The sequence below is a fragment of the Pseudomonas sp. GW821-FHT09E04 genome (assembly GCF_059416185.1).
In genome coordinates this window covers 211810-233622 of the sequence record NZ_JBWKOR010000003.1, presented here as the reverse complement: position 1 = coordinate 233622, position 21813 = coordinate 211810, and the positions used below count along the sequence as shown (strand labels likewise).

The window sequence follows — 21813 nt, the reverse complement described above, 5'->3', positions numbered from 1 at the left end:
TGGCCGGCCAGTCGAGGCCTGTCAGCCCGCAGGGCAGGGCAAAGAGGGGGGAGTTGTCCGGGTTTCACGTGTCATGCGGGTTTCGGGGCCGATGCTTGAATACGCGCCAAATCACATGAGACGGATCTTATGAACCAATTTGCTGCCGATGCGGCGGACGGTCTGTCCGCGATTTCCGAGGCCTTCCCGCTGACTGCCGCCCAGAGCGACATCTGGCTCGATCAACTGCGTCAGGGGGATTCACCGCTGTACAACATCGGCGGCTACGTCGAGCTGACCGGCCCACTGGATCCGGCGCTGATGCAAGCGGCTCTGGAAGGTCTCGTGGCCCGGCACGACGCCATGCGCACGATTCTGTTGCCGGGCGCCGGCCAGCACGGCTTGCCCCTGCAGCGCTTTGCGCAGTCCTTGCCGGCCCCGATGCCGATCCATGACGTTTGCGCGCAGCCCGATCCACAGTCCGCGGCGCGCAGGCTGATTCAGGAACGCATCGAGCAGCCGTTCACGCTGGACGGCGGGCCGTTGTTCCGGTTTCTTCTGATCCGTCTCGATGCCGATCATCATTGGCTGTCGATCCTCGCCCATCACCTGATTGTCGACGGCTGGGGTTTCGGCGAGATGCTCAAGTCGCTGGACGAGATCTATAACGCGCTGGCGCTTGGGCAACAGCCGCCGGACTCGGCACCGTCCTATGTTGATTTCATCCATGACGATGCGCGTTATTACGAGTCGGCACGCTATACCCACGACCGGACGTACTGGCTGGACAAGTACCGCAACCTTCCCGAGCCGTTATTGCTGCCCCGATATCAGGAACGCTTTGCCGGTGCCCCGGCCCCGACCCGGATTTTCTCTCAGGCTTTTCCTGCACGGCTGCACGAACGCATGAAACACGTGGCCCGCGAATACGGCGGGTCGGCGTTCCATGTGTTGCTGGCAGCCTTGCACGTGTATTTCAGTCGCACCGCCCAACGTGACGAATGGGTGGTGGGGGTGCCGCTGCTCAACCGTTCCGGTGCCCGGTTCAAGTCCACGCTCGGGCTGTTCACTCAGGTCAGCGCAGTGCGGATGGGGTTTGGCCGGGCGTTGTCGTTCGGTCAGTTGATCACGGCGATCCGCGACGAACTGAAGCGCGATTTCCGCCATCAGCGTTTTCCGCTGAGCGAAATGAATCGTGCATTGGGCCTGCTGCGCGAGGATCGCTCCCAACTGTTCGAACTGACGGTGTCCTACGAGCAGGATGTTCACGAGTACCGCTACGGCGAGGCTCAGGCGCGGGTCATCAAGGTCTCGAACCATGAGGAGGGCACGCCGCTGGCGGTGCATTTGCTCAGCACCCTCAACAACGACAAAGACAGTTTGTACATGGTCTACAACGAAGCCTATTTTGGCGCCGATGAGATCGAAGCGCTGTCCGGGCGCCTGTTGCTGGTGCTTGAGCAGGGCCTGGAGAATGTTGACCTGGCGCTGGATGATTTCAATCTGAGCCTGCCAGTCGAATCGGCGTTGTTGCAGCAGTGGAATGACACGCGCGCGGATTACCCCAACGAGTTGACCATCCATCAGCGCATCGAAGCGCAAGCGGCGGCGCGGCCAGAGGCGGTGGCCGCAGAGTTTCAGGGACAACGGCTGACCTATGCCGAGCTGAACCGAAAGGCCAACGCCCTGGCCCATCACTTGATCGGGCTCGGTGTACGGCCCGATGACCGCGTGGCGCTGGTTGCCCGCCGAGGGCTGGACACGCTGGTCGCGCTGCTGGCGATCCTCAAATCCGGCGCCGGTTACGTGCCGGTTGATCCGGCCCATCCTGCGGAGCGCTTGAGCTATTTATTGCGCGACAGCGCTCCGGTCGTCGTCTTGACCCAGCGCGATCTGCGCGAACGGCTGCCGGTGCTGAATGTGCCAGTGATCGACATTGACCCGCGCATCTGGCCGGTCAACGATCTCAACCCCGAGGTCTCGGGCCTGACCACCGCGCATCTGGCCTATGTGATCTACACCTCCGGTTCCACGGGCCAGCCCAAAGGCGTGATGGTCGAACATCGCACGCTTTCAAATCTGGTCGACTGGCACTGCTCAGCCTTCGATCTGTGCACCGGTCGCCACACCTCGAGCCTCGCCGGCTTCGGTTTCGACGCCATGGCCTGGGAAGTCTGGCCCGCGCTGTGTGCCGGTGCGACCCTGCACCTGGCGCCGTCCCGCGACGGGGGTGAAGACATCGATGCGCTGCTCGACTGGTGGCGTGCGCAACCGCTGGACGTGAGCTTCCTGCCAACGCCGATTGCCGAGTACGCGTTCAGTCGCCACCTTGAACACCCGACCTTGCGCACGCTGCTGATCGGCGGTGATCGCTTGCGCCAGTTCAATCGCGAGCAGACGTTCGCGGTGATCAACAACTACGGCCCGACCGAGGCCACCGTGGTCGCCACCTCGGGCCGAATCGAACCGGGTCGGACGCTGCACATCGGCAAACCCGTGGGCAATGCCACGACCTATCTGCTGGATGAACGACAGCGTCCGGTACCGATTGGTGTGGCCGGTGAGCTGTACGTTGGTGGCGCCGGGGTGGCGCGGGGTTACTTCAACCGTCCGGAGCTGACCGCCGAACGCTTTCTCGACGATCCATTCAGCAACCAGCCAAACGCGCGGATGTACCGCACCGGCGACCTCGCACGCTGGCGCCCGGACGGCAACATCGAATACCTGGGCCGCAACGACGATCAGGTGAAAATCCGTGGCGTGCGCATCGAACTCGGCGAAATCGAAGCCGCGTTGAGCAGCCATGAATCCGTGCGCGATGCGGTGGTGCAGGTGCGCGACGGGCAGTTACTGGCCTGGTTCACCGAACGCCAGCCGCTGGACATCACGCAACTGCATGCCCATCTGCAAACCCGTCTGCCGAGTGCGATGCTGCCTTCGGCCTACGTGCGCCTGGCGGTGCTGCCCCTGACGGCCAACGGCAAGCTGGATCGCCAGGCGTTGCCGGCACCGGGACCTGAGGCGTTGATCCGCCGCGAATATGAAGCCCCGCAAGGTGACGTCGAAATCCTCCTGGCGCAGATCTGGGCCGAGGTGCTGCAAGTCGAAAAGGTCGGGCGTCACGATCACTTCTTTGAACTGGGCGGGCACTCGTTGCTGGCGGTCAACCTGATCGAGCGCATGCGTCAGCTCGGCATGAGCAGTGATGTGCGCGTGTTGTTCGGCCAGCCGACTTTGGCGGCACTGGCCGCGTCGGTGGGCACTGGCCGAGAGGTCGAAGTGCCGGCCAACCGCATTCCGCCGGGCTGCACGCAAATCACGCCGGACCTGTTGCCGTTGGTAGAACTGGATCAGGCCACCCTCGACCGGATCATCGCCACGGTGCCGGGCGGGGCAGCCAACGTGCAGGACATCTATCCGCTGGCGCCGTTGCAGGAAGGCATCCTCTATCACCACATCACCGCCGCGCAGGGTGATCCGTACCTGCTGCAATCGCAGCTGGCGTTCGACAGCGTCGAGCGGGTCGAGGCCTATGCGGCCGCGTTGCGTCAGGTCATGGCGCGGCACGATATCCTGCGCACCGCGGTGGTCTGGGAAGGTTTGACCACGCCGGTGCAGGTGGTCTGGTGCGAAGCCGATCTGCCGGTGCAGGAAATCACCCTCGATCCGGCCGAGGGCGATGTCCTTGCGCAACTGCATGAGCGTTTCGATGCCCGTCGTTATCGCATCGACGTCAGTCAGGCGCCGCTGATCCGGCTGATGTATGCCCGCGACCCGGCCCACGGGCGGATCGTCGCGATTCTGTTGTTCCACCACCTGGCGCTGGATCACATCGCGCTGGAAGTCTTGCGTCATGAAATGCGCGCCAACCTGTTGGGGCAGGGCGAACCGTTGCCGCCGGCGGTGCCGTACCGCAATTACGTGGCGCAGACACGACTGGGCGTCAGCGAACAGGAGCACGAAGCGTTTTTCCGCGAGATGCTCGCCGACATCGACGAGCCGACCCTGCCTTTCGGTTTGCAGGACGTGCAGGGCGACGGTCGCGGCATCGACGAAGCCGTGCGAACGCTTGCGCCTGAACTGGACCGGCGCTTGCGCCTTCAGGCGCGGCAGGCGGGTGTCAGCGTGGCCAGCCTGATTCACCTGGCCTGGGCGCAGGTGCTGGCGGCGACGTCGGGGCAGGAACATGTGGTGTTCGGCACAGTGTTTATGGGCCGTATGCAGGGCGGTGAAGGCGCGGACCGCGCGCTGGGGGTGTTCATCAACACCTTGCCATTGCGGGTGGACATGGACCGGGGCGCGCGCGATGCGGTGCTGCTCACCCACGCCCGACTGACCGACTTGCTCGGGCACGAACATGCGTCACTGGCGCTGGCCCAGCGTTGCAGCGGGGTCGCGTCACCGGCACCGCTGTTCAGTGCGTTGCTCAACTATCGACATACTGACCTTGAGGCGCAGGAAGCGGCGTCGGACCAAGCCTGGCAAGGCATCCAGACCCTGGAGAACGAAGAACGCACCAACTACCCGATGACCTTGAGTGTCGATGATCTGGGCAGTGCCTTGCAGATCACCACGCGGACCCTGATCAGCATCGGCGCCCAGCGCATCGGCGACTATGTGCAGACTGCGTTGCAGACGCTGGTGGATGCCCTGGAGCAGACACCACAACAACCGCTGAATCGCTTGCCGATTCTGCCGGCGGCGGAGCTTGAGCAGCTGCTGGTCGGGTTCAATGCCAGCGAAGTCGATTGCCCGCTCGATCAGCCGCTTCAGGTGCTGTTCGAACAGCAGGCGCAACGCAGACCCGACGCCATTGCCTTGCAGGCCGGGGATCAACAGTTGACGTATCGCCAACTGAATGAGCAGGCCAACCGCCTGGCGCATCATTTGCGCGAGCACGGCGTGCAGCCCGATTCTCGGGTGGCGATCTGTGTCGAGCGCAGCCTGGACCTGGTGATCGGCCTGCTCGGCATTCTCAAGGCCGGCGGTGCGTATGTGCCGCTGGACCCGGACTATCCGCTGGAACGCCTGCACTACATGCTGCAAGACAGCGCGCCGGTCGCGGTGCTGGTGCACGAAGCCACTCGCCATCTGCTGGGCGATCCGGGCGTGCCGGTCATCGATTTCGACCGTTGCACCTGGCAGGACGCGTCGGCCGATAACCTGCACGTACCGGGGTTGAGCGCTGCGAACCTGGCCTACATGATCTACACCTCCGGCTCCACCGGCACGCCGAAGGGCGTGATGATCGAGCACCGAAGCGCCTGCAACATGGTGCACTGGGGCTCGCAGATCAGCCCGCCGACCGAGCACGGCGCGCTGTTGCAGAAGGCGCCGTTCAGCTTCGACAGTTCGGTGTGGGAGATCTTCTGGCCGCTGTGTTCCGGCCTGCGGCTGGTGCTGGCGCGTCCCGACGGCAACCGCGATTCGGCGTATGTGACCCAGGTGATTCGTGAACGACAGATCACCGTGGTCAAGTTCGTACCAGCGCTGCTGCAACAGTTCATCGAACAGGACGATGTCAGCCAGTGCACCAGCCTGACCGACGTGCTCAACGGTGGCGGCGAACTGACCGCCGCACTGGCCCGGCGTGTCCGCGAGCGCCTGCCATGGGTGCGTCTGCATAACGTCTACGGGCCGACCGAAACCACGGTCGACAGCACCGGCTGGACGCTTGAACCCGATCAATCGGTACCAGAGGCCGTAGTGCCAATCGGCAAGGCCCTGAGCAACACCCGGCTCTATGTGCTGGACGCCCACGATCAACCGGTGCCATTCGGCGTCAGCGGTCACCTGCACATCGGCGGGGTCGGGGTCGCGCGGGGGTATCTGGGGTTGCCGGACATGCAGGCCGAGCGCTTCATCGACAGCCCGTTCGTGGCCGGTGATCGCCTGTACCGCACCGGCGATCTGGTGCGTTACCGAGCGGATGGCAACCTCGAATTCCTTGGGCGCAACGACTTCCAGGTCAAGCTGCGTGGCCTGCGTCTGGAACCGGGGGAAATCGAAGCGCGGCTGATCGAGCATCCAGCGGTGCGTGAAGCGGTGGTGCTGGTGCGGGACGAGCGGCTGGTGGCGTATTTCACCGTGCGTGAAGGCTTCGACGCGCCCAGCATCGAAACCTTGCGCGCCCATGTGCTGGAGCGCTTGCCGGAGTACATGGCGCCGGGCGCTTACGTGAAGCTCGATGCGTTGCCCCTGACCCCCAACGACAAAGTCGATCGCAAGGCCTTGCCGGCTCCGGGGGCAGAAGCGGTGCTCAGTCGTCGTTACGAGGCGCCCGAAGGGGAGGTCGAGATCAGGCTGGCGCAGATCTGGGCCGAGGTGCTGCAACTGGAGCAGGTCGGTCGCAACGACCACTTCTTCGAACTCGGCGGGCATTCGTTGCTGGCGGTCAGTCTGGTGGCGCGCATGCGTCAGGCCGGGCTGCACGTCGATGCCCGGACGCTGTTCAGCCAGCCGACCCTGGCTGCGCTGGCGGCTCAGACTTCGGCGCAGTCAACGCAGGTGGAAGTCCCTCAAACCACCATACCGACGCTCAATCGCAAACGCCGGCTCTGAGCGACATCGGCGCCGATTCGCGGTTCCCGCGGATCGGCGGCCATGACTGATCGGTCACGGGTCTTGTCCCCGCTTCCCATGTCAGACACCCAAGCCCCGATGTTTTAGCTTTTCCGGGCTGCGCGTGGCCGCACGGATTCGCCGCTGCGCGCTCCTTTTTCCCGAATTTACAGCAGGTTACCCCCATGCAATTTCGCGAGCTGATGGCTGTTATTTCCACCCATGCGATCCGCCTTCAACAGGACGATGAAGACCTGGTCATTCTGGGCAACGACGACGCGCTGGACGACGCGTTGTGGGACAGCCTCGCCAAGCACAAGGCGCAATTGCTGGAACTGGTGGCGAGCCACGGCGGCGACTGGTCGAGCCCGGCGCTGCGCATCACCCCGGACATGCTGCCGCTGGTGAAACTGGATCAGCCGGCCATCGACCGCATCGTCGCCACTGTGCCGGGTGGCGTGGCGAATGTGCAGGACATCTATCCGCTGGCGCCGCTGCAGGAAGGCATGCTGTATCTGCACCTCGCGGCCGGCGAAGGTGATCTGTATGTGCAACAGGCGCAGTTCACCTTCGACAATCACCAGCGCCTCGACGCATTTGCCCAGGCGTTGCAATGGGTGATCGACCGTCACGACATTCTGCGTACCTCGTTTGTCTGGGAATGCCTGGACGAGCCGGTGCAAGTGGTCTGGCGCCAGGCACCGCTGGTCTGCGAAGAGGTACAGCTCGACACCTCCACGGATGTGTTCAGCCAGTTGCAGGCGCGCTACGACGCCCGTCACTTGCGCCTCGATCTGCAACAGGCGCCGCTGCTGCGCTTGGTCTATGCACGGGATCCGGCGCAGGGACGGATCGTCGCGCTGCTGCTGTTCCATCACATGATCATCGACCACGTTGCACTGGACGTGGTGCGCCGGGAAATCCAGGCCTGGCTGCAAGGGCAGACTGAGCTCGTGGCGCCGGCGGTGCCGTTTCGCAATCACCTGGCGCGAGCGCGCATGGCCCTCGACGAGCAGGCCCACGAAACGTTCTTCCGCGAGATGCTCGGCGATATCGACGAACCGACATTGCCGTGGGGCCTGCAGGATGTTCACGGCGACGGACAGGATTTCGAAGACGCACAGCTCAGACTCTCTGACGATTTGAACCTGCGACTGCGCACGCAAGCGCGGCAACTCGGCGTGAGCGTGGCGAGCCTGATGCACCTGGCGCTGGCGCGGGTGTTGGGCCAGTTGTCCGGGCGCACCTCGGTGGTGTTCGGCACGGTGTTGCTGGGGCGGATGGAGGCGGGTGACGGCGGCGAGCAGGCGTTGGGCATGTTCATCAACACCTTGCCGCTGCGGGTCGATGTCGGTGCACAAAGCGTCTACGACGGCGTGCACGCCACGCATCGACGGTTGAGCGCCTTGCTTGCCCACGAACAGGCGTCGCTGGCATTGGCCCAGCGTTGCAGCGCGTTGAGCGCGCAGACACCGTTGTTCAGCGCCATGCTCAATTACCGTCACAGTGCTGTCGGTGATGTCGCCGAGGTGATCGAACTGGCCCCCGGCGTCCAGGTCCTGAGTGGCAAGGAACCGACCAACTACCCGCTGACCTTGAGCGTCGATGATCTGGGCAGTGGTTTCCGGTTGTCCGCCATCGCCCCGACCGGCATTGGCGCCGAACGCGTCTGCGGCTATGTGCAAACCGCACTCGACGCCTTGCTGGACGCTCTGGAACAGTCGCCCGAGACGCTGATCAACCAGTTGCCGATTTTGCCGGAGCAGGAGCGTCAGCAATTGCTGGTGGGCTTCAATGACAGCCGCGTCGAGTTCGATCTGGAACAGACCGTTCATGGCCTGTTCGAGGCTCAGGTCGAGCGCACGCGGCAAGCCATTGCGTTGCAGGCCGATGAGCTGTCACTGACGTACTTTGAGCTTAATGCGCGGGCCAATCGCCTGGCTCACCGATTGCGTGAGCTGGGTGTCGGGCCGGACACGCCGGTGGCGATCTGCGTCGAACGCGGGTCTGAACTGGTGATCGGCCTGCTGGGCATTCTCAAGGCCGGTGGCGCTTACGTGCCGCTGGATCCGGCCTACCCGGCGGAACGTTTGAACTACATGCTCAAGGACAGCGCCCCGGTGGCGGTGCTGGCGCACGGCGCGACCCGGGCGATGTTCGAGGCGGGCGGCGTGCCGTTGCTCGATTTCGATCAGGATCACTGGCAGGACTACCCCGATCACAATCCTCAGGTGCCGGGCCTGAACGCTTCGAACCTGGCCTACGTGATCTACACCTCGGGTTCCACCGGCACGCCGAAAGGGGTGATGGTCGAACACCGTGGCCTGGGCAATCTGCTTCATTGGAGTTCGCAGGTGTGCCCGCCCGTGGCGGACGGCGCCCTGTTGCAGAAAACCCCTTACAGTTTCGACGCTTCGGTCTGGGAGCTGTTCTGGCCGCTGACGGCCGGCCTGCGACTGGTGCTGGCACGTCCCGATGCGCACTTCGAACCAGCGTATCTGACGCAAGTAGTGCGCGAGCAGCGCATCAGCGTGATCCAGTTCGTCCCGGCGTTGCTGCAACAGTTCCTCGACGTGGAAGACGTCAGCCAATGCACCAGCCTCACGGATGTGTTCTGTGGCGGCGGTGAGCTGACGCCAGCGTTGGCCCGCCAGGTGCGCGAGCGTCTACCGCAGGTTCGCTTGCATAACGTCTACGGCCCGACCGAAACCACGGTCGACAGCACGGTGTGGACGCTGGAGCCGTCGATGCCCGTGCCAGAAGCGCTGTTGCCCATCGGCCGACCGGTCAGCAACACCCGTTTGTACATTCTCGATGAACAACGGCAACCGCTGCCGATGGGCGTGACCGGTGAGCTGTACATCGGTGGCGTGCAGGTGGCGCGCGGCTACTTGAACCTTGCATCGCTCACCGCCGAGCGTTTCCTCGACGATCCGTTCAGCGATCAGCCGAACGCGCGGCTTTACCGCACGGGCGACCTTTGCCGCTACCGGGCCGACGGCAACCTCGAATACCTCGGTCGCAACGACGATCAGGTGAAGATTCGCGGCTTGCGTATCGAGCTCGGGGAAATCCAGGCACGGCTGATTCAACTCGATACCGTACTCGCCGCCGAAGTACTGGTGCGCGAAGACGTGGCCGGCGATCCACGGCTGGTGGCGTACTACACCGGTGAGCCGCTGGACATCGGCGAACTGCGCGACCATCTGCTGGAGCAGTTGCCGGATTACATGGTGCCGACGGCGTTCGTCCATCTCGACGCCATGCCCCTGAGCCCCAACGGCAAACTCGACCGCAAGGCCTTGCCGGCCCCGGATCAGAGCGTCCAGTTGCTGCGCGGGTATGAGGCGCCTGTAGGTGATGTGGAGTGTCGCATCGCCGAGATCTGGCAGACCTTGCTGAACGTCGAGCAGGTCGGGCGGCATGACAATTTCTTTGAACTGGGCGGCCATTCCCTGTTGGCCGTGAAGCTGGTCGAGCGCATGCGCCAGCAGGAATTGAACTGCGATGTGCGGGTACTGTTCGGCCGGCCGACCGTGGCGGGATTGGCGGCAACCCTGGGCGCGTCGTCCGGTGTTCAAGTACCGGTCAATCGCATCACCCCTGACTGCCAACACATCACGCCCGACATGCTGCCCCTGGCCTCACTCGATCAGGCCGGCATCGACCGGATCGTGGAAAGTGTCCCCGGTGGCGTCGCCAACGTGCAGGACATCTATGCGCTGGCGCCGTTGCAGGCGGGGATTCTGTATCACCACATGGCCGCGACTGCCGGTGATCCTTACGTGTTGCAGGCGCAATTCGTGTTTGACGGGATCAAGTCGATCAAGGCGTTTGTGCGCGCCGTCAACGTGGTGATCGCGCGCCACGACATCCTGCGTTCAAGCGTGGTCTGGGAAGGTCTCGAAGAGCCGGTGCAAGTGGTCTGGCGGGCGGCGCCGCTGGCGCTTGAACGAGTCGATGCCGACCCGCAGGACGGCGACGTGCTGCAACAAATGCAGGCGCGATTCGACCCGCGTCACTATCGTCTGAATCTGGGCCGCGCACCGATGATGCGCTTTGCCTACACCGAGGATCCGCAGCAACAACGCTGGGTCGGCATTCTGTTGATGCACCACCTGATGCTCGATCACACCGCGCTGGAAGTGCTGGTGAGCGAGATGAACAGCGTGCTGCACGGTCACGCCGCCGAACTGGCGACCCCGGTGCAGTACCGCAACTATGTGGCACAGGCACGGCTTGGCGCGGATGCCGAGGCGCACGAAGGGTTTTTCCGCGACATGCTCGGCGACATCGATGAGCCGACCCTGGCGTTCGGCGTGCAGGACGTGCACGGCGACGGCAGCACGGTGGTCGACAGCCAGCTCACGCTGGACACCGCGCTGGCCTTGCGTCTGCGCGAGCAGGCACGCCGGCTCGGCATCAGCGTGGCGAGTCTGGCGCACCAGGCCTGGGCGCAGGTCCTGGCGCAGCTTAGTGGCCGGGATGAGGTGGTGTTCGGCACGGTACTGCTGGGCCGGATGCAGGGCGGCGAGGGCGCCGACCGGGCGTTGGGACTGTTCATCAACACCTTGCCGCTGCGCGTCAGCGTGACCGCCACGGCGGTACGCGACAGCGTGCTCGCCACCCATGAACGGCTGGCGCAGTTGCTCGCGCATGAACAAGCGTCACTGGCGCTGGCCCAGCGTTGCAGCGGGGTTTCGGGGGCGTTGCCGCTGTTCGGCACGTTGCTCAACTATCGCCACAGCGCACCGCAGGCTGCCGGCTTGACTCTGGACGGCATTGAATTGCTCAGCTCCCGCGAGCGCAGCAACTATCCGCTGGTAGTCAGCGTCGATGACCTTGGCGAAGGTTTGCGTCTGAGTGTGCAAGCGGTGCCGGGCATCGATGGCGCGCGAATTTGCGAGTACATCAATATTGCCTTCGACAGTCTGGTGCAGGCGCTGGAGCAGACGCCGCAACTGGGTGTCGATCAGTTGTCGATTCTGCCGCCGGATGAGCGTCGGGAGTTGCTGGTCGGTTTCAATGCCACCCAGCGGGATTACCCGTCGGGTTCGACGGTTCATGGTCTGTTCGAGCAGCAAGTGAAATTGCATCCGCAAGCCGTGGCGGCGGTGCATGGACACACCGCTTTGACTTATGAAGGGCTGAATCAACGGGCCAACCGACTGGCCCATCACTTGATCGGGCAGGGCGTACAGCCAGGCGACCATGTGGCGATCCTGCTGCCGCGTTCGCTGGAGTTGTTGGTCGCGCAACTGGCCATCGGCAAATGCGCGGCGGCTTATGTGCCGCTGGACATCAACGCCCCGGCCGAGCGTCAGGCGTTTATGGTTGAGGACTGCGGGGCGAAATCGCTGCTGACCTTCAGCACTGAAACGATTGATTACGCAGTGCGCCGGATCGATCTGGATGCGCTGGATCTAGGCGCGCAACCGGTCTACAACCCGGATCTGTCGCAGTCTTCCGAATCCTTGGCCTACATCATGTACACCTCCGGTTCCACCGGCACGCCGAAGGGTGTGATGGTGCCGCACCGGGCGATCGGTCGACTGGTGATCAACAACGGTTATGCCGATTTCAACCCGCGGGATCGCGTGGCATTCGCCTCCAACCCGGCGTTCGACGCCAGCACCATGGACGTCTGGGGGCCGCTGCTCAACGGCGGGCGAGTGGTGGTCATTGATCACGTGACCTTGCTTGATCCGCACGCATTCGGACAGGAATTGGCGACTTCGGGCGCCACGATCCTGTTCGTCACCACCGCGCTGTTCAACCAGTATGTGCAGCTGATTCCCGAGGCGCTGAAGGGGCTGCGCATCGTGCTCTGCGGTGGCGAACGCGCCGACCCGGCCGCCTTCCGCCGCTTGCTGGCCGAGGCGCCGGATCTGCGCATCGTTCACTGCTACGGCCCGACCGAAACCACCACCTATGCCACGACGTTTGAAGTGCGCGAAGTGGCAGAAGATGCCGACAGCGTGCCAATTGGCGGCCCGATCTCCAACACTCAAGTCTATGTACTCGATGCTCGTCAGCAACCCGTGCCGATGGGCGTGACCGGCGAGTTGTACATCGGCGGGCAAGGCGTGGCGCTGGGTTACCTCAATCGCCCGGACCTGACCGCCGAGAAATTCCTGCAAGACCCGTTCGGCGATCAACCGGGCGCGTTGCTGTACCGCACCGGCGACCTCGCACGCTGGCTCGCGCCGGGGCAACTGGAGTGCATCGGTCGTAACGACGATCAGGTGAAAATCCGTGGTTTCCGCATCGAACTGGGGGAAATCGAAAACCGCCTGCTGAACTGCGAAGGGGTTAAAGAGGCCATCGTGCTGGCCCGTCAGGACGGTCAGGAGCCGTTGCGTCTGGTGGCGTATTTCACCGCCGAAGAGGGCATCGACAGCGCCAGCCTGCGCGAACAATTGCAAGCGCGCCTGCCGGAATACATGGTGCCCTCGGCCTGGGTGCAGCTCGACGCGTTGCCGCTGAACAACAACGGCAAGGTCGACCGCAAAGCCTTGCCGCTGCCGGATCAGAGCGCCTGGCTCAGCCAGGCATACGAAGCCCCGCAAGGCCCGGTGGAAACCGCGTTGGCGCAGATCTGGGCCGATGTCCTGAAGCTGGAAAAGGTCGGTCGCCACGACAACTTCTTCGAACTGGGCGGCCATTCGTTGCTGGCGGTGAGCCTGATCGAACGCCTGCGCCGGATCGGCCTGAGCACCGACGTGCGCGTGCTCTTCAGCCAACCCACTCTGGCTGCACTGGCTGCGGCGGTGGGCAGCGGTCGCGAAATCGAAGTGCCGGCCAATCGCATTCCTGCTGATTGCACCCACATCACCCCGGACTTGCTGAGCCTGACCGAACTGGATCAGGCCAGCATCGACCGGATCGTCGCCACCGTACCGGGCGGTGCTGCCAATGTGCAGGAAATCTACCCGCTGGCGCCGTTGCAGGAAGGCATCCTTTATCACCACTTGAGTGCTGAGCAGGGCGACCCGTACCTGCTGCAATCGCGGCTGGCCTTCGACAGTCTCGAGCGTCTGCGCACCTTCACCGACACCTTGCAGCAGGTCGTCGCCCGCCACGACATCCTGCGTACCAGCGTTGTCCACGAAGGCCTGGCGATTCCTCATCAGGTGGTGTGGCGCCACGCCGAACTGGTGGTGCAACAGGTAACGCTGGACCCGGCGCAGGGCGACATTCTCGAACAGTTGCACGAGCGCTTCGATGCCCGTCACTACCGCCTCGACATCAGCCAGGCACCGCTGCTGCGCATGGTGTATGCCGAGGATCCGAAACAGCAGCGCGTGGTGGCGATCCTGCTGTCCCATCACCTGATCCTCGATCACACCGCGCTGGAAGTGATCGTCGAAGAAATGCGCGATGTGATGTTCGGTGAGATCGACCATCTTTCGGCGCCGATCCCCTATCGCAACTACGTCGCCCAGGCACGCCTGGGGCTCGGCGAACAGGAGCATGAAACGTTCTTCCGCGAGATGCTCGGTGACATTGACGAGCCGACGCTGCCGCTAGGACTGCGGGATGTGCAGGGCGACGGTCACGGCGTCGAGGAAGCGCTGCAACCGGTGGCTGCCGAACTCAACGGGCGCCTGCGTGAACAGGCGCGACAGCTGGGCGTGAGTGTCGCCAGCCTGATGCATCTGGCCTGGGCGCAAGTGCTGGGCGTGCTGTCGAACCGGCGTGATGTGGTGTTCGGCACGGTGATGATGGGGCGGATGCAGGGGGGCGATGGTGCCGACCGGGCGCTGGGGGTGTTCATCAACACCTTGCCGCTGCGCATCGATGTCGGCGCTGGCGCGCGCGACGGGGTCAAGGCGACCCACGCACGACTGACTGCGCTGCTCGGGCATGAACACGCCTCGCTGGCCCTGGCCCAGCGTTGCAGTGGTGTCGCGGCGTCGTCGCCGTTGTTCAGTGCCTTGTTCAACTACCGTCACAGTGCCCCCGCGCAACAGTCGCAGCACGGGCAGGGTATCTGGGAAGGTGTGCAGAAACTTGGCGGTGAAGAACGCACCAACTACCCGTTGACCCTGAGCGTGGACGATCTGGGCGAAGGGTTTGCCTTGTCGGTTCTGGCGGTCAGCCAGATCGGCGCGCAACGGATTTGCAGTTACATGCACACCGCACTGGAGCAACTGGTGCAGGCACTGGAACAGACGCCGCAAAAGCCGCTGAACCGTTTGCCGATCCTTTCGACCGTGGAACTGGAACGTCTGGTCGACGGCTTCAATCCACCGGTCACGGCCTATCCCCGTGGCGCAACGATTCACGCAATGGTCGAGGTTCAGGCCGAGCGCAATCCGCAGGCCCTCGCGGTGATTCAAGGTGCGCAACAGCTGACCTACGGTCAGCTCAATCAGCGCGCCAACCAACTGGCCCATCATTTGATCGGCCTCGGCGTGCAACCGGACGACCGCGTTGCGCTCTGCGTGCGTCGCGGCCCGCAGATGCTGGTCGGGTTGCTGGCGATTCTCAAGGCCGGCGCCGGTTATGTACCGGTGGATCCGGCGCATCCGGTGGAACGCATCGCCTACCTGTTGCAGGACAGCGATCCGGTGGCCGTGCTCGCACAGGCTTCGACCCGGGAGCTGCTGGGCATGATGCCGGTGATCGATCTGGACAGCGACGCCTGGCAACACCTGCCCGACAGCAACCCGAAACTGCCGTACCTGACTCCGGCGCACCTGGCCTACGTGATCTACACCTCGGGCTCCACTGGCCAGCCAAAAGGGGTGATGGTCGAACACGCCACCCTGGAAAACCTCGTGCACTGGCACGCCGAAGCCTTCGACCTGCGTGCCGGCAACCACACCGCCAGCGTTGCCGGTTTCGGTTTCGATGCCATGGCCTGGGAAGTCTGGCCAGCGCTGTGCGTCGGTGCGACCCTGCACCTGCCGCCGGAATCGGTGAGCAATGAGCATCTGGACGAACTGCTCGACTGGTGGCGAGCGCAGCCGTTGCAAGTCAGCTTCCTGCCGACTCCGGTGGCCGAATACGCCTTCAGTCGCGAGCTGCAACACCCGACCCTGCGCACGTTGCTGATCGGCGGCGACAAGCTGCGCCAGTTCAACCATGCGCAAACCTTCGCAGTGATCAACAACTACGGCCCGACCGAGGCCACGGTGGTCGCGACCTCCGGGCCAGTGGAGGTCGGTCAGCCGCTGCACATCGGCCGGCCAATGGCCAACGCTCGCATCTATCTGCTTGATGACCAGCAACGTCCGGTGCCGGTGGGCGTGACGGGCGAGTTGTATGTGGCCGGCGCCGGTGTGGCCCGGGGTTACCTGAACCGTCCCGATCTGACCGCCGAACGCTTTCTCGCCGACCCGTTCAGCGACCAGCCGCAGGCACGGATGTACCGTACCGGTGACCTCGCACGCTGGTTGGCGGACGGCAACATCGAATACCTGGGCCGCAACGACGATCAGGTGAAACTGCGCGGCGTGCGGGTCGAACTGGGGGAGATCGAAGCCGCGCTGGCCAGACATCCGACGGTGCAGGACGCGGTGGCGCTGGTTCGCGACGGGCAGTTGCTGGTGTGGTTCACCGAGCGTGCGCCGACCCATATCGAAGCCCTGCGCAATCATCTGCAAACGCTTCTGCCGCAAGCCTTGATCCCGGCGGCTTACGTGCGACTCGACGCCTTGCCGCTGACCGCCAACGGCAAACTCGACCGCAAGGCCTTGCCGGAACCGGATCAGAACGCCTGGCTCAGCCGTGAATACGAAGCCCCGCAAGGCCCAGTGGAGACTGCGTTGGCGCAGATCTGGGCCGATGTCCTGAGGCTGGAAAAAGTCGGTCGCCACGACAACTTCTTCGAACTGGGCGGCCATTCGCTGCTGGCGGTGAGCCTGATCGAACGTCTGCGCCAGATCGGCTTGAATACCGACGTGCGCGTGTTGTTCAGTCAACCGACGCTCGCAGCCTTGGCTGCTGCGGTGGGTAGTGGTCGCGAAATCGAAGTGCCGGCCAATCGCATTCCCGTAGGCGGCACTCACATCACTCCGGACCTGCTGAGCCTGGCCGAACTGGATCAGCCGAGCATCGACCGGATCGTTGCCACGGTGCCGGGCGGCGCCGTGAACGTGCAGGACATTTATCCGCTGGCGCCGTTGCAGGAAGGCATCCTTTATCACCACTTGAGCGCCGAACAGGGTGACCCGTACCTGCTGCAATCGCGGCTGGCCTTCGACAGCGTCGAGCGGATCGAGAGCTTCGCGGCAGCGCTGCGTCAGGTCATGGCACGCCACGACATCCTGCGCACGGCGGTGATCTGGCAGGAACTGGCCGAACCGATGCAAGTGGTGTGGCGTCAGGTTGAGCTGCCGGTGCAGGAGATCGTGCTCGATCCGGCGGATGGCGACATCCTTGAGCAGTTGCACGAGCGTTTCGATGCCCGTCACTACCGCCTCGACATCAGTCAGGCACCCTTGCTGCGTCTGGTGTATGCCCGTGATCCGGCTCACGACCGGGTGGTCGCAATGTTGCTGTTCCACCATGTGGTGATGGATCACACCGCGCTGGACGTGGTGCAGCACGAAATGCTCGCCTGCCTGCAAGGGCGCGAAGCCTCGCTGGGCGCGGCCGTGCCTTACCGTAACTACGTGGCCCAGGCGCGGCTGGGTGTCAGCGAGCAGGAGCACGAAGCGTTCTTCCGCGACATGCTCGGCGACATCGACGAGCCGACCCTGCCGTTCGGCTTGCAGGATGTACAAGGTGACGGTCGCGACATCGAGGAAACGCAACAGGCCCTGACCGCCGCCACCGGTCAGCGTCTGCGCAGCCTCGCACGGCAACTGGGCATCAGCGTGGCCAGCCTGTTCCACCTCGCTTGGGCGCAGGTGCTGGCGGCGACGTCCGGACAGGAACGCGTGGTGTTCGGCACGGTGCTGATGGGCCGGATGCAGGGCGGCGAGGGGGCCGACCGGGCGTTGGGGATGTTCATCAACACCTTGCCGCTGCGGGTCGATCTGGGGGCAACCCCGGTGCGCGAAGGGGCTCGGGCGACGCATGCGCGTCTCAGTGCGCTGCTCGGCCACGAGCACGCGTCACTGGCGCTGGCCCAGCGTTGCAGCGGTGTGGCTGCGCCATCGCCACTGTTCAGTTCGATGCTCAACTACCGCCACAGCGTCGACGAGGCGCAACAGCAAAACGTGCGTCAGGCCTGGCAAGGCATCGAGACCCTGAGCAGCGAAGAACGCACCAACTATCCGCTGAGCCTGGGCGTCGATGATCTGGGCAACGGTTTCGTACTCACTGCCATGACCCCGGCGAACATCGGTTCGCAGCGTATCTGTGACTACATGCAGACCGCGCTGGAGAAACTCGCGGACGCCCTGGAACAGGCACCGGATCAGCCGCTGAATCGCTTGTCGATCCTTGAAGGCGCAGAGCGTCAGCAGGTGCTGTACGGCCTCAACGTCACCGGCACCGCAGACGATCTGGAGCAAACCGTTCACGCGCTGTTCGAGGCGCAAGTGCAGCGCACGCCGCAAACCATTGCGTTGCAGGCCGGTGAACAGCGGCTGACCTACGCCGAACTCAACGCACAGGCCAACCGTCTGGCCCATCACCTGCGCGAACTGGGCGTGGGGCCGGATGCGCGGGTGGCGATCTGCGTCGAGCGCGGGCTGGAACTGATGGTCGGTCTGCTCGGCATCCTCAAGGCCGGCGGCGCCTATGTGCCGCTGGACCCGGCATACCCGGCGGAGCGTCTGGATTACATGCTCAAGGACAGCGCGCCGGTGGCCGTGCTGGTCCATGGGGCGACTCGTGAGTTGCTGGGCGAGAGCACTGCGCTGGTGATCGATCTGGATCAGGATCACTGGAAGTTCAACCCGGATGACAACCCGCAAGTGCCGGGCCTGAGCGCTTCGAACCTGGCCTACGTGATCTACACCTCCGGTTCGACCGGTGCGCCGAAGGGCGTGATGGTCGAGCATCGCGGCGTGGGCAATCTGTTGCACTGGAGTTCGCAGCTGTGTCCTGCCGTGACGGACGGCGCCCTGTTGCAGAAAACCCCGTTCAGTTTCGATGCCTCGGTCTGGGAGCTGTTCTGGCCGTTGAGCGCCGGGCAGCGTCTGGTGCTGGCGCGTCCTGACGGGCACCGCGAGCCGGCGTATCTGGCGCAGGTGATTCGCGAGCAGCGGATCAGCGTGATCCAGTTCGTGCCGGTGTTGCTGCAACAGTTCCTCGAGCAGGACGACGTCAGCCAGTGCAGCAGCCTCACTGATGTGTTCTGTGGCGGCGGAGACCTGACGCCAGCGCTGGCTCGTCTGGTTCGTGAGCGTTTGCCGCAGGTGCGTTTGCACAACGTCTACGGCCCGACCGAGGCGACGGTCGACAGCACGGTGTGGACGCTGGAGCCTTGGATGCCGGTGCCGGACAGCGCGTTACCGATCGGACGGCCGATCATCAACACTCGTCTCTATGTACTCGACGCCGCCGAACGGCCGGTACCGATGGGCGTCATCGGTCAATTGTTCATTGGTGGTGCCGGGGTTGCGCGGGGCTATCTGGGCCTGCCGCAGTTGATGGCCGAACGGTTTATCCCGAGCCCGTTCGTGGCCGGCGATCGGCTGTACGCCACGGGCGACCTGGTGCGCTACCGCGCCGATGGCCAGCTCGAATTCATCGGGCGCAACGACTTCCAGGTCAAACTGCGTGGCTTGCGCCTGGAGTTGGGTGAAATCGAAGCGCAACTGCTCAGCCATCCGGCGCTGCGTGAAGCCGTGGTGCTGGTGCGTGAGGAGCGTCTGGTGGCGTACTTCACCTGGCACGCCGAGGCCGGGCAACCGGGGATCGAGGCATTGCGCGAACACTTGCTCGCACGCTTGCCCGATTACATGGTGCCGTCAGCCTTTGTCGCACTCGACAGCCTGCCACTGAGCCCCAACGGCAAGGTGGATCGCAAGGCGCTGCCGGCCCCCGGTGCCGAGTCGGTGCTGGTGCGTGAATACGAGCCTCCCGTCGGTGAGACCGAAATCGCCCTGGCCCGGTTGTGGGCCGAGGTACTGAAGGTGGAGCGGGTCGGACGTCACGATCACTTCTTCGAACTGGGCGGTCACTCGCTGCTGGCGGTGAGCCTGATCGAGCGCATGCGCCAGATCGGGCTGAGCACCGATGTGCGTGTGCTGTTCAGTCAACCCACCCTGGCCGCGCTGGCTGCCGCCGTGGGCAGCGGGCGGGAAATCGAAGTGCCGGCCAACCGCATCGCAGCCAATTGCACCCGCATCACCCCGGACATGCTGACGCTGGTGACACTGGATCAGGCCGCCATCGACCGCGTGGTGTCCAGCGTGCCGGGTGGCGCTGCCAATGTGCAGGATATCTACCCGCTGGCGCCGTTGCAGGAAGGCATTCTTTACCACCACTTGAGTGCGGGAGAAGGCGATCCCTACCTGCTGCAATCGCGACTGGCGTTCGACAGCCTTGAACGTTTGCAGCATTTCCGCGCGGCGTTGCAACACGTCATCGACCGCCATGACGTTCTGCGCACGGGTGTGGTGTGGGAAGGCTTGAGCGTGCCGGTGCAGGTCGTGTGGCGCCAGGCTGAACTGGTGGTGCAGGAGGCCATACTCGATCCAGCGGCCGGCGACATCCTTGAACAACTGCACACCCGGTTCGATGCCCGGCATTACCGCCTCGACATCGCCCAGGCACCGTTGCTGCGACTGGTGTACGCCCGCGATCCGGCACACGGCCGGGTGGTGGCGATGCTGCTGTTCCATCACATCGTGCTCGACCACACCGCGCTGGAAGTGGTGCGCCATGAAATGCAGGCGTACCTGCGCGGGGCGGATGAGCCGTTGCCGGCGGCGGTGCCGTACCGCAACTACGTGGCGCAGGCGCGTCTGGGCGTCACGGAGCAGGAGCATGAGGCATTTTTCCGCGACATGCTCGGCGACATCGACGAGCCGACCCTGCCGTTCAGCTTGCGCGATGTACGCGGCGACGGACGCGGCATCGAGGAAGTGCAGCAGGCGCTCGACAACGGCCTGAACCTGCGCCTGCGCAGTCAGGCGCGGCAGATGGGCATCAGCGTGGCCAGCCTGTTCCACCTTGCGTGGGCCCAGGTATTGGCGGCGACCTCCGGGCAGGACAATGTGGTGTTCGGCACGGTGTTGATGGGCCGGATGCAGGGCGGCCAGGGCGCCGACCGTGCGCTGGGCATGTTCATCAACACCTTGCCGTTGCGGGTCGATCTGGGCGAGACCCCGGTGCACGAGGCGGTCAAGGCGACGCATCAGCGTCTCACCGCGCTGCTGGGGCATGAGCATGCTTCGTTGGCACTGGCCCAGCGTTGCAGCGGGATTGCGGCGCCGTCGCCGCTGTTCAGCGCGATGCTCAACTATCGACACAGCCACGGCGCGGAGCATTCGGACAGCGTGATTCAGGCCTGGCAAGGCATCGAGACCCTGAGCAGTGAAGAACGCACCAACTACCCGCTGAGCCTGAACGTCGATGACCTGGGCAACGGTTTCTCGCTGATAGCCATGGTGCCGACGGACATCGGCGCGCAGCGGATTTGCGGTTACATGCAAACGGCGTTGTTGGCATTGGTGGAGGCGCTGGAACAGGCACCGACGCAGGCAATGAATCGCTTGCTGATTCTTGAGGGAGCAGAGCGGCAGCGGCTGTTGTTCGATTTCAACGCTACTGATGTTGGTTATGACCTTCAGCAAAGCATCCACGGTTTGTTCGAGGCGCAGGTCTTGCGCACGCCGCAGGCTGTGGCGGTGCTCTCAGGCGAGCAGCGGCTGAGCTATGCCGAGCTGAACGCTCGGGCCAACCGTTTGGCGCATCACTTGCGCGGTCTGGGCGTTGGCCCGGATTCGCGAGTGGCGATCTGCGTCGAGCGCGGGCTGGAAATGGTGGTCGGGCTGCTGGCCATTCTGAAGGCTGGCGGCGGTTATGTGCCGCTGGATCCGGCGTATCCGCTTGAGCGTCTGTCTTACATGCTGGAGGACAGCGCGCCGTCGGCGGTGCTGGTGCAGGGTTCGACTCGCGGGTTGTTGGGTGAGGTCGCGGTGCCGATGGTCGATCTGGATCACCAGAATTGGCAATCACAGTCGTCCGAAAACCCTTCGGTCGATGGACTGACCCCGCAGCACACGGCTTATGTGATTTACACCTCCGGTTCCACCGGCCAGCCGAAAGGCGTGATCAACGAGCATTCCGGGGTGGTCAACCGTCTGCTGTGGATGCAGGACGCCTATCGCCTGACGGCTGAGGACGTGGTGCTGCAGAAAACCC

Annotated in this window: 2 protein-coding genes (1 of these 2 only partly in view); both read left to right on the top strand. The window is 64.2% G+C overall.

From position 1 onward, the window contains the following. Window positions 1-129: 129 nt before the first annotated feature. A complete protein-coding gene (locus AC07N4_RS12140) occupies window positions 130-6540 on the top strand; it encodes an amino acid adenylation domain-containing protein (protein WP_493066151.1) in 6411 nt (2136 codons plus the stop codon). A gap of 185 nt (window positions 6541-6725) precedes the next feature. After that, window positions 6726-21813, top strand: partial view of an amino acid adenylation domain-containing protein gene (locus AC07N4_RS12135; RefSeq protein ID WP_493066152.1) — the 5' portion only. Its footprint extends 1181 nt past the window's final position; only the first 15088 of its 16269 coding nucleotides appear in the window; its start codon is at window positions 6726-6728; its stop codon lies off the right edge, out of view.

Excerpts from the sequence above, each read along its gene's own strand:
- AC07N4_RS12140 (WP_493066151.1), top strand. The coding sequence starts at position 130 with ATGAACCAATTTGCTGCCGATGCGGCGGACGGTCTGTCCGCGATTTCC.